Raw genomic sequence first — 10,073 nt, 5'->3', positions numbered from 1 at the left:
AGGCTTACGTGCCCTGTGGGCACGCCGCGCCTCGCGGCGCCTTGCCTCGCTCCAAAATTGCCCCGGCAAATTGATCATTAATTCCTTAACAGACCCTAAAGCGCCGCCGCTTACTCTTCAGCGACCGCAAAATCAAAAACGATTTTTAATTGATCCTGCTTTAAGCCCTGCGGCAAAGGCTGAAACGGGGCCGCCAGCATTACGCTTCGAACACAGGCTTGATCAAACATCGCGTCTCCGGAGCGTTCGGTCAACTCCGGTTTGGTGACGGTGCCGTCGCGATTGATGGTAAACGCTACCTGGGCCTGGCGGACCAACAAGCCGCTGCGCCAAAAACTCGGGTCCCAATTCAAAGCGATTTTGCTGCGCAAGGCTTCCAGATAAAAAGGGTAGGGAAAATTGCCGGCGCCGGTTCCCAATCCAACCAATGACTTGGCGCTTTTGGGCCCCGGGGCGGCTTTCATGGCCGTGGTTTTGGGCACGGCCACCGGCTTGTCTTTTGTCTTGGCTTTAGACGGGGTTTTTAAAAAATCCTCGCTTTCCTGGGGCACAAGAACATTAGCCGGGCCCCCGCTTAATCCGGAGGAAGCGGTCCTGGGAGCGGTTGAGCCGATGGATAAATCCACGGTGTAATAATTTTTTTTCCTACCGCTGCTCGGCATAAAACTAATCGCCGCAACCATGAACAACAAGGTGTGAAATGCGGCGGAAGCAATCAGTCCTGTTTGGAAGGGATCGCGAACCGCCCCGGGGGTCACGTTCCCGATTGAATGGCCGCGATGCCCAATTTGCCGACTTTCAAGCGCCGGGCAATATCCATGAACTTGACGATAAACTCCAGGTCCACGCCTTTATCCGCCTGAATAAGCAAAGGGCGTCCCCTTAAACGCGCGCCTAATTCCCGCTCAAGATTGTCCCATTCGATGGAGCGCGCCTCGATAAAAATATGCCCGCTTTTGGTGATGGTGACCTCGAGCGGCGATTGCGGGGTCTCCGCGGCGGTCGATGATTTGGGAATATTCACTTCGATTTGAGAGCGTAATAAAAACGGCGTGATCACCATGAAAATAATAACCAAGACCAGGGCCACGTCGATTAACGGAATGAGGTTAATTTCCGTGAAGATACGGCGTTTCTTGCTCCTCGCCATCAACCCCCGGGGCATGCGCTTACTTGCGGACCAGGCCCATGATCAATTCGCCCGCAGCCAACGTCAGCTGCTGCTCCAAGGCTTCCAGCTTGCGGCTGAAATAGTTATAACCCACCACCGCTGGAATCGCCACCAAAAGCCCGGCGGCTGTGGCCACCAAGGCCTCGGCAATGCCCACCGCCACCACCGCATGCCCGCCGGACATGGTCGCGGAAACCGCCCGGAAGGCGCGGATAATGCCGATCACCGTGCCCAGCAAGCCGATAAACGGAGTAATGCTGGCAATGGTGCCTAAGATCGAAAGCCGGTTCTCCAACGGGGCCAAAGAGCGCGTAATTTCCGTGCGCGCGATCAATTCCCGTCCTTCGATGGTCGCGGTCAACTCGACTTTTGAAGCGATCTGTTTTAAAAATTGAGGGATGGCTTTGCCCGCCCGGCGAAACGCCACCCATCGATCCCACATCACGGCCAAAGAAATAACGGAGCACGCCAACAACACAGACAGCACATACCATCCGTGCAGCAGCATTTCCTTCAAAGCAAAATGAGACGAGCCCATATTGATCATGAGTTTATTTTACAGATAAAAAATTGTCGTTTAAGGGGCGGGCTCCGACGCGGACCAGGCCGGCTCCAGGCAATCCGCCCCCTGGAAGGCGATCACCCTCATCTCCGGGGTTTCGCGCGCGATGCCTTTGATAAAAACCTCCCATTTGCCGTTTCGTTTCGATGTGAAGGAAATGAAGCGGCTGTCATGCGAAAACGTCGGGTGCTCGTTGGCGCCGTCTGTGGTCAGCTGAACGAAGCGCGCGCCCATGGGATCGCCCAAAAAAACCTGAAAATTTTCCTCGCGGACTTTCTTGCCCGAAAACGCGACGGCGCTGCCGTCTCTGGACCATTCCGGCTCATCCGCCCAAAAAAATCCGTAGGTCAGGCGCCGCGTATTGGCCCCGTCCCTGTTCATGATGAAAATCTGCGGATTGCCGGAGCGATCCGTGGTAAAAGCGATTTCCTGACCGTTAGGGGAAAACGTCGCGGCCGTGTCAATGCCCATGGTCCGGGTCAGCCGCCGCAAAATTTTCCCCTGGGGCGACAAAAAATAAATATTGGGATCGCGGCCCAACGACAAGGTCGCCAGCAATCCTTCGCCCAACGGATCGAACGCAGCCGATGCGTTTAAGCCTTGGGCCTCCGAAAGCGTCGCTATGGAGCCTTTGTCCAAATCGTGGGCATAGAGATCGGGGTTGCCGTCTTTGTACGAAGTAAACGCCAAGCGGCGTCCGTCATGGCTGAACGCGGGCAAAAGAGAAATCGTCGACCAATTCGTGATCGGGCCCGCGTTTTTTCCGTCCCAGTCCGCCAGCCAAACCTCTTTTTTGCCGCCCTGCTTCAACGTGAAAGCGATTTTGGAAGTAAAAAAACCCTGCTCGCCGGTCAAAGTTTTTAAGGCGAACTCCGCTGTTTTGTGGCCCAAACGCCGGGTATTGCCCTGATCCCAAAAATTCCGAGAAGCGACGACTTCTTTGCCGGCCGAAATCACGGCGCTGACCAGAACGCCTTTGTTCGAACGGTTCGCTTTAATCTCCAGGCGCTGATCCGCCCAACTCTTGACGTCCTTGGGCGCGACGGAAATCAAATCAACCAAATCAATGAGCGCCAAATCGCTGCGGAGAATGTCTAAAATCGCGCGCTCATCGTCGTTGTCACGGGGGGATTCAACCACGCCCAATTTGGCTTTGACGACGGAGGCTTCGCCAAAAATTTCCTTCAAACCCAAACGAACCTCGGCCGGGCCTTGGGCCGACGCCGACAAAACGATCGTTAGGAGAAAAAAAAGCACGCGGCTATTTTTTGCCGTGAGGGATATTCTTGAGCAAATCCTTGGCTTCTTCCGCCTCTTTCGTTCCCTGATGCGTGATGATCAGGTATTCCAGCATGCCCTCCGCCTCCCCTGTTTTTGATTCGTCAAGGTAAAGCTTGGCTTTCTCCAGCATCCCGGCCCTGGACACCGGACTTTTTGGGAAACGCGCCAAGAGCTTATCCAGCGCCTCATGAGCGCCGGCGCCGTTCTTTTTTTCTTTCAAGGCCAACGCCCGGTAGTACAGGCTTTTGTCCGCCAGGCTGCCCTCGGGATAAGCCTTTAAATACGTCTCAAACCCGCTGTCCGCCAAATCCCAGCGCTTAGCCAGAAAATCCTTGTACGCGGCCTGAAATGTCCTGAGCGGAGCGTCCAAGCTCTCGTCCTCTTCCTCTTCTTCGACGGCGGCTGTTTTACCGTTGGCGGGCTTGGCCTTCTTGTCATTAGCCTTGGCTTTGGTTTTCGCCCCCGTCGCCGGGGCCGCTTTTTTCAAGGACGCGATTTTTGCCTCAATGCTTTGATCGAGCTCGTTGATCTGCTTGGCCAAGTCTAAAACGCGCTGCGCGAATTCTTTTCTCATGGCCTCGATCAGCGCCCGCAGCTCCTCGAATTTCGGGTTAAAATTATTCAGGAGATTCTGCGTGTCGTTCAGATTGGAATTCAGACTTTCGACGGGACGCTTAATTTCATCAAGGCGCTGGGTCAGCTCCGCCTGTTTTTTCTCAACGGAACCGATGGTCTTTTCCAGCCGGGCCACCTGCACTTCCAAGCCCGCCATATCTTCGCGCGTGGCCACGCAGGAAGAACAAAACGCCGCGCACAGAGCGGCTCCCAACAAACGCCTGCCGTTGATCATTGAAATGCGGTTTACTTTGCCGAATCCGTTTTTGTTCCTTTGTTCTGAGCGGGCGCGGTTTTCGCCGGAGACGCTTTGGCCGGCTCCTCTTTGACTCGCACTAACGTCTCGGCGCGGCGATTTTTGCCCCAGCAGTCTTCGTTTTGCTCCGCACAAACGAGGCGCTCCTCGCCCAAGCTTTGCGTGGCCATGCGCTTGGCCGCAATGCCTAAACTCTTGTAATAGGCGCGGATGGCGGCCGCCCGGCGCTGCCCCAAGGCCAAATTGTACTCCGTGGTGCCGCGCTCATCGCAATGGCCGTCGATCCGGACGATCATGCTGGGGTGGGCCTTCAAAAACTCGGCGTTTTTCTCGGCGACCGCCCGGGAATCCTCGCGAAGATCCGCTTGATCCAGATCAAAATAAATGACGCCCAATTCCTTGACCGGCGTAAAGTCCTTTCCGCGAACGGACGCTTCCACGTCCTCTTCTTGAACCGGTTTGCCCTCGGCGGACGGCGTCACCGACGATTCTTTTTTGATCACCGATTTTTTCGCGCAGCCAAAAATTAAGCCAAGCGCCGCAACCGCGGCGATCATCGTTGCGCACGTTCTCAAATGAATACCCCGGACGTCAATGGTCGACATATCAATTACCCTCCTTCTCTAGGAAACGCTCGATGCCGCTGAAACGGCCAGATAAGGCCTGATGGCTCCAATCGCGCGTCCCCTGTGACTGATCGTGTTCTTTTCCTCAAGGCTGAATTCGGCCAAGGCTCGGCCTGCCGAAGGAACAATGAACACTGGATCATAGCCAAATCCTTGAGCCCCGCGCCGCTCTTGGGCGATGACGCCGTCCAATCGGCCGCAGGAAAAAAATTGCGCGCCATCGGGACGGATCGCCGCGGCCGCGGTCAAAAACGACGCCCGGCGCGCCTCCCCGGAATAAGGCGCCAGCTCGCGCAACAGCTTCGCGACGTTCTGGTCGAAACTCACGCCCTCGCCCGCATAGCGGGCGGAAAAAACGCCCGGGGCCCCGCCTAAAGCCCAAACAAAAAGCCCCGTGTCTTCGGCCAGAACCGTTTCTTCGGGTTTGGCGTAAGCCCGAGCCGATCGAGCCTTGATCAAAGCGTTCGCCGTCAAGGTGGCGCCGGTTTCCTCAGCCGACCATTCGGGCGGCGCTTCGCGCCACAGCAGCCCTTCAAAAAAAGGGGTCATCTCCGAAATTTTGTGCTTATTGCGGGTGGCCAACATCAACGCCATGAGCTTGTCCCTATCTTAGAAAATGAAGCTGAAGAAAAAAAAGAAAAAAAGCCTAAGCGCCCAATTGCTGCAAGTAGTCGGCAATTTTACCGCGCCGGTTTTTTAGTCCGCTCAAACGCTCCCGCTCTTTTTGCACGACATCGGGGGGCGCTTTGGACGCAAAATCCGATTTTTCCAGCAGCGCCTCAAGCCGTTCGATCGCCTGATCCAGTTCCTTGGCCGAAGCCGTCAATTTCCCGGCTTCTTTGCGCCCATCCCAATCCCGGCTCATATAAACGACCAACTCAATATGGCCTTCCAGCACCGGGCGGCGGATACGCGTTCCCGGCAAAGCCTCCGGGGCTCGCTTGGCGCGCGTCATGGATTCCACCAACAAATAATCCGTTTCGCTGAACACGCCGTTCTTGGAACCCTCCAGATGAAACGCCAATTCTTCGCCGGGCGCAATGTTTAAATCCGAGCGCAGCACGCGAATCTCCGTGACCACCCCGGAAAAAAAATGCCACCAATGCCTGCTCGCTTCACGGCGATGCTCATCCAGGGGCGCGGACGAAGGCCATGATTCGCGGGCCAGCAAATCCCATCCGTGCAAATTTTTCAATTCATGAGCGATTTCATGGCTCACGAACGGCATAAAGGGGCCGATCATCTTCAAATAATGGCCGTAGATCTCGGTCAATAATTTCAACGGACCGCGATTCGAATTAAGGGAACGGCGAATTTTGACGATTTCAAGATACCAATCGCAGAAATGCCCCCAGAAAGAATCATAAATCCGCCTCAACGCCGCAGCCGGATCAAGGGCTTGCAGCTCACGAGCCGCTTCAGAGGCAACCGTGGCTGCTTCCGAAACCATCCAGTCGTCGCTGGGATGAGGGGGGCCGGATGCCAATTCCGAGCCGGGCTTTTCCCATTCCACTTTAATAAACCGCCCGGCATTCCATATCTTGGTGACGAAATTCTTGGCGCCCACGAACGCGTCTTTGGCCATATAAATATCCCGGCCGGGCTGAGCGCCCGCAAGGAGCGCATAGCGCAGGGCATCGGTGCCGTATTCGTTCTGAATATCCTGCGGGTTGATGACATTGCCGAGTGTTTTGGACATTTTCCGGCCTTGGGCGTCGCGAATCAATCCATGAAGATACACCTGACGAAACGGCACCCGTTCGGAAAAATAAAGCCCCATCATAATCATGCGCGCCACCCAAAGGTAGGTAATGTCATAGCCGGTCACCATCAACGTGGTGGGGTAAAAACGCTTAAAATCCGGGGTTGCTTCAGGCCAGCCGAACACGCTCATCGGCCACAAACCCGAAGAAAACCAAGTGTCTAAAACATCGGGATCCTGAACAAGATCAGTTCCGCCGCAGGTCGGACATCGGTCCGGCGTTTCAACCGCGGCCGCGGCCGGGCAGCCTTTAGCGCAATGCCAGACCGGGATTCGATGCCCCCAAATGATTTGCCGCGACAGGCACCAATCCCTCAGGCCTTTAAGCCACTCGAAATAAATACCGCCCCAGTGCTCGGGGAAAAACTTAGGTTCGCCCCGTTTTTCATAAGCCTCGATCGCCAACTTCTTCAACGGCTCCATATTTAAAAACCACTGTTTTGAAATCAGCGGTTCAACCACCTGAGCGCATCGATAACAAACCGCCACGTTATGCTGATAGGGCTCTTCCTTATCCAGAAAACCTTGCGCCTTTAAATCTTCGACGACTTTTTTCCTGGCCTGCTCAACCTTCAAACCGGCATATTGCCCACCCGCGGCAGTAATAGTCCCGTCTTCGCCGACCACTCTATAGATAGAAAGACCGTGGTCCTGGCCTATGGCCCAGTCCAAAGGATCGTGGCCGGGCGTCACTTTTACGGCCCCGGTTCCAAACCCTGATTCAACGCGATAATCCGCCACAATTTTGATGTCTCGATTCATTAAAGGAAGGGTTAAAACCTGCCCCTCCTTTCCTTTATAGCGCTCATCCCCCGGATTAACGGCCACAGCCGAGTCCCCCAGCATGGTCTCCGGCCGCGTCGTCGCCACCGTAATAAAACCAGAGCCGTCCCGGAGCGGGTACCTAATGCAATAAAGCTTTCCTTTTTGGGTTTGATGCTCCAATTCAAGATCGGACAACGCGGAACGGCACCGGGTGCACCAACTAATCAAGCGATCGCCCTGATAAATCAAGCCCCGGTCGAACAGAGCCTTAAACGCATGGCGAACGGCGCGGCTGCACATCTCGTCCATGGTAAAACGGGTGCGGGAAAAATCCATCAAGCAGCCCATATTAACCATCTGCTCTAAAATATTGGTTTTGGTTTTCTCCGCCCAATCCCTCAAAACAGTCTCGAATTCCTGGCGCGTCAAGCTGTTGCGGTCGATGCCTTGGGTTTTGAGGTTTTTTTCAACCACATATTGAGTGGCGATCCCCGCATGATCAGTGCCCGGCACCCTGAGGGAGCTCCTGTTTTGGGTCAAATAAAACCGAATCAAACAATCCGGAAGGATATTGTCAAGAGCATGCCCCATATGAAGGCTGCCCGTGATGTTTGGGGGAGGGATGACCATCACGAAAGGCTCCCCGGCGCCGTCCGAAGGCTCGCCCAAGCCGGCTTTGCGCCAAATTTCCAGCCAACGCTGTTCCGCTTCCTTGAAATTAAATCGTATTTCCATAATGAAATTAAAGCGATCCCTGCCCCTTTAAATAGGCTCCCATTGCGCGTTCCCCATTAATCTGCTATGTATTAGTGGAAGGGCAGAATGCGGTTATTTTACTTCCTTAAAAAGGTCTTCGCCTACCGATACACGGTGCTGATCGCTCCACACCATGGAGCGAGCCGCACCAGAAGCTTCAGTATCGGCTTGCCCGGCATCGTCAGCGCTCTAACCGCGTGGACTCTGGTGACGGCCGCCGGCTTGGGATTTTTCGTCAACGGAGCCGCGCTTTGGGGCTCCTGGGCTGAAAGCCATATCTACAAAGCCAGGGTCAAAGTGCTGGCTCAAGAAGTGGCGCGGATGCGGGAAATGGCGCGCGGCATGGCTTTTCTGGAATCCGATTTGAAATACCTGATGGCCAAGGATAATCTCGGCGATGAAAAGAATCCTGTTGGGCCCCACTGGGCGCACCAGATCAGCGCTCCAGGCAAAAGCAAAGACACCCTGGCCGATCTGATGGCGGGCAAAATCACGCACAGCATGCTCACGCGCATGCAGCAGGAGCGCCGCGCCTACACCATGGAGGCGTCCCGGCTGCTGACCGAAGCCGGATTAAGCCTGGTCACGCGTTTTGACGAATTGAATCAACGCCGATCGATCCCTTCCGATTGGCCGACCATCGGCGCCTTAACCTCGCGTTTCGGCACTCGATTCAGCCCTTTCGATCACGAAGCCTCTCTCTCCAATGAAAACCACAGAGGGGTGGATATCGCCAATGCCGAGGGCACGCCGATCAGGGCCGCAGCCTCGGGCATCGTGCGGCGGGCGGAATGGGTCAACGGCTACGGCCGGACCGTTGTCCTGGATCATGGATTCGGCTATTCGACGCTGTACGGACACACGTCCAAAATCATTATTTCCCAAGGACAATTCGTCGAACGCGGCGATATCATCGCTTACATGGGGACCACGGGCCGCTCCACCGGAAGCCACCTGCATTTCGAAGTTTGGGAGCACGGGCGGCCGATCAATCCGTTGCGCGTGGTCCGAATCAATGGTTTGAACGCGGACGCCGAAGAAAAACTGGCCAAATCCCCGGAATCAACCATCGTGCTGTTCCCGTCCGGCATGGGCGGCGGCAATCCCTAATTTCATGTTCGGTAAAGTTTCCCAGGCTTTAGGCGGCGACGATAAAATTAGATCCATCATCGCCTCGGAGACATTCGTTCAGGGGACAATCCGCACGCACGGCTCCCTCATCGTCGACGGCAAGGTGGAAGGCAGCATTTACGACGCCAACCACGTGGTCATCGGCGAAGCGGGGCAGGTTCAAGGCGACATTTCCGCGGAAACCGTGATCGTCGGCGGCAAAGTCGTCGGCAATATCCAAGCCGTCAAATTGGTTCAGGTCCTCACCCACGGCCAAGTCATCGGCGATATCCGGACGAAATCCCTTCACATCGAAGACGGCGCTGTTTTCGACGGAACCTGCACCATGAACGTCGACTCGATGCCGTCGGACGCCGAGGCGTCCGTGAGCGAGCCCCCGAAAAAAGGCCGTCTCATCTCTCCTTTGAAATAGTTCATGCCGGCCGGGCCTCTCCTCTAATCGTGCGTTTCATCAGGAAACACAAAGAATTGATGCTGTTGATTACGCTGGGCTTTTTCTTTTTAAGCATCCTCGGCGTCTCCAGCTACGTGTTTATCGGCGCGGATGCCAGAAGCTTGGCGGCCAAAATCGGCTCCTCAAAAATCGAACGTAAAGTGTTCGACATCAACTACCGTCAAGCCCTTCAGGGGTTGGAAGCCTCGCGGCCGGACCTGGAAATGACGGCCGAAGTCGAGCAGGCCGTGGAAAACGACGTCATGCGGGAACTGATCATCCGCGAGTTGTTCTCCATCGAATCGCGCGCCTGGGGATTAAAAACAACGGACGGCGAAGTGGCCCAGGATATCGCCCGGCACCCTCTCTTTCAAACAGAAGGGCGCTTTGATCCCAATAAGTATTATCAATTCGCTTTGCGCAGTCTGGGTATTCTGCCCAAAGAATTCGAAGCGGAACGGTTCAAAGAAATCACCAATGTCAAATTCCGAAGCCTTGTTTCCTGGGTTTTCCCGCCGACGCCGCAAGAAGTGGAATGGCTGTACAAAATCGAACGGCCGACGGCAACCGCGCAAACTTACCTAAAAGAACAGGACGCCTTCGCTCAAAAAATTCAGTCCGAATCCGCGGTATCGACGCTGAATCTTCTCTTGAATCAGATCGCCCAAAAACACCCGGTCAAAACCTACCCGGGTTCGCAAGCCAATCAATAACG

11 protein-coding genes are annotated in these 10,073 nt (G+C 55.2%); 3 read left to right on the top strand and 8 right to left on the bottom strand.

The window, feature by feature from the left end; all coding sequences use genetic code 11:
* Positions 1 to 110: 110 nt before the first annotated feature.
* From HYT79_08535 to HYT79_08500, 8 genes are all read right to left on the bottom strand, one after another.
* Positions 111 to 662 carry a TonB C-terminal domain-containing protein gene (locus HYT79_08535; GenBank protein MBI2070634.1) on the bottom strand — a complete coding sequence of 184 codons (552 nt, stop codon included), beginning with the start codon at positions 660 to 662 and terminating at the stop codon, positions 111 to 113.
* A 92-nt stretch (positions 663 to 754) separates the two neighbouring features.
* A complete protein-coding gene (locus HYT79_08530) occupies positions 755 to 1,150 on the bottom strand; it encodes a biopolymer transporter ExbD (GenBank protein ID MBI2070633.1) in 396 nt (131 codons plus the stop codon).
* Between the two features lie 19 nt (positions 1,151 to 1,169).
* Complete coding sequence (locus HYT79_08525; GenBank protein ID MBI2070632.1) at positions 1,170 to 1,709, bottom strand: MotA/TolQ/ExbB proton channel family protein; 540 nt, start codon at positions 1,707 to 1,709, stop codon at positions 1,170 to 1,172.
* Between the two features lie 39 nt (positions 1,710 to 1,748).
* Entirely contained in the window at positions 1,749 to 2,990 is a 1,242-nt protein-coding gene (locus HYT79_08520; protein ID MBI2070631.1) for a PD40 domain-containing protein, read from the bottom strand.
* 4 nt (positions 2,991 to 2,994) lie between these two features.
* The gene (locus HYT79_08515) at positions 2,995 to 3,864 is read right to left on the bottom strand and encodes a hypothetical protein (GenBank protein ID MBI2070630.1); all 870 of its coding nucleotides are present in this window, start codon (positions 3,862 to 3,864) and stop codon (positions 2,995 to 2,997) included.
* Between the two features lie 11 nt (positions 3,865 to 3,875).
* Complete coding sequence (locus HYT79_08510; protein ID MBI2070629.1) at positions 3,876 to 4,490, bottom strand: OmpA family protein; 615 nt, start codon at positions 4,488 to 4,490, stop codon at positions 3,876 to 3,878.
* 18 nt (positions 4,491 to 4,508) lie between these two features.
* Complete coding sequence (locus HYT79_08505) at positions 4,509 to 5,060, bottom strand: non-canonical purine NTP pyrophosphatase (GenBank protein MBI2070628.1); 552 nt, start codon at positions 5,058 to 5,060, stop codon at positions 4,509 to 4,511.
* Between the two features lie 97 nt (positions 5,061 to 5,157).
* Positions 5,158 to 7,773, bottom strand: a complete 2,616-nt coding sequence (locus HYT79_08500) for a valine--tRNA ligase (protein MBI2070627.1) — start codon at positions 7,771 to 7,773, stop codon at positions 5,158 to 5,160.
* A gap of 87 nt (positions 7,774 to 7,860) precedes the next feature.
* Between HYT79_08500 and HYT79_08495 the strand changes: the two genes are divergently transcribed.
* Genes HYT79_08495 through HYT79_08485 form a run of 3 tightly spaced genes read left to right on the top strand, consistent with a single transcriptional unit; the run spans position 7,861 to position 10,071 of the window.
* Positions 7,861 to 8,904, top strand: a complete 1,044-nt coding sequence (locus HYT79_08495) for a M23 family metallopeptidase (protein MBI2070626.1) — start codon at positions 7,861 to 7,863, stop codon at positions 8,902 to 8,904.
* 4 nt (positions 8,905 to 8,908) lie between these two features.
* On the top strand, positions 8,909 to 9,337 hold the full coding sequence (locus HYT79_08490; GenBank protein MBI2070625.1) for a polymer-forming cytoskeletal protein: 429 nt from the start codon (positions 8,909 to 8,911) through the stop codon (positions 9,335 to 9,337).
* Positions 9,338 to 9,366: 29 nt separating this feature from the next.
* A complete protein-coding gene (locus tag HYT79_08485) occupies positions 9,367 to 10,071 on the top strand; it encodes a SurA N-terminal domain-containing protein (protein MBI2070624.1) in 705 nt (234 codons plus the stop codon).
* Positions 10,072 to 10,073: the final 2 nt, after the last annotated feature.

The organism is Elusimicrobiota bacterium (assembly GCA_016180815.1).
Lineage (GTDB): Bacteria > Elusimicrobiota > Elusimicrobia > JACQPE01 > JACQPE01 > JACPAN01.
The sequence above is the reverse complement of the archived record's forward strand: the minus strand, read 5'-3'. Positions and strand labels throughout refer to the sequence as shown.

Bases quoted from the DNA above. Each gene is read 5' to 3' on its own strand.
- HYT79_08535 (MBI2070634.1), bottom strand. From the start codon at position 662: ATGCCGAGCAGCGGTAGGAAAAAAAATTATTACACCGTGGATTTATCC.
- HYT79_08530 (MBI2070633.1), bottom strand. From the start codon at position 1,150: ATGGCGAGGAGCAAGAAACGCCGTATCTTCACGGAAATTAACCTCATT.
- HYT79_08525 (MBI2070632.1), bottom strand. From the start codon at position 1,709: ATGGGCTCGTCTCATTTTGCTTTGAAGGAAATGCTGCTGCACGGATGG.
- HYT79_08515 (MBI2070630.1), bottom strand. From the start codon at position 3,864: ATGATCAACGGCAGGCGTTTGTTGGGAGCCGCTCTGTGCGCGGCGTTT.
- HYT79_08510 (MBI2070629.1), bottom strand. From the start codon at position 4,490: ATGTCGACCATTGACGTCCGGGGTATTCATTTGAGAACGTGCGCAACG.
- HYT79_08505 (MBI2070628.1), bottom strand. From the start codon at position 5,060: ATGACCCCTTTTTTTGAAGGGCTGCTGTGGCGCGAAGCGCCGCCCGAA.
- HYT79_08500 (MBI2070627.1), bottom strand. From the start codon at position 7,773: ATGGAAATACGATTTAATTTCAAGGAAGCGGAACAGCGTTGGCTGGAA.
- HYT79_08495 (MBI2070626.1), top strand. From the start codon at position 7,861: ATGCGGTTATTTTACTTCCTTAAAAAGGTCTTCGCCTACCGATACACG.
- HYT79_08490 (MBI2070625.1), top strand. From the start codon at position 8,909: ATGTTCGGTAAAGTTTCCCAGGCTTTAGGCGGCGACGATAAAATTAGA.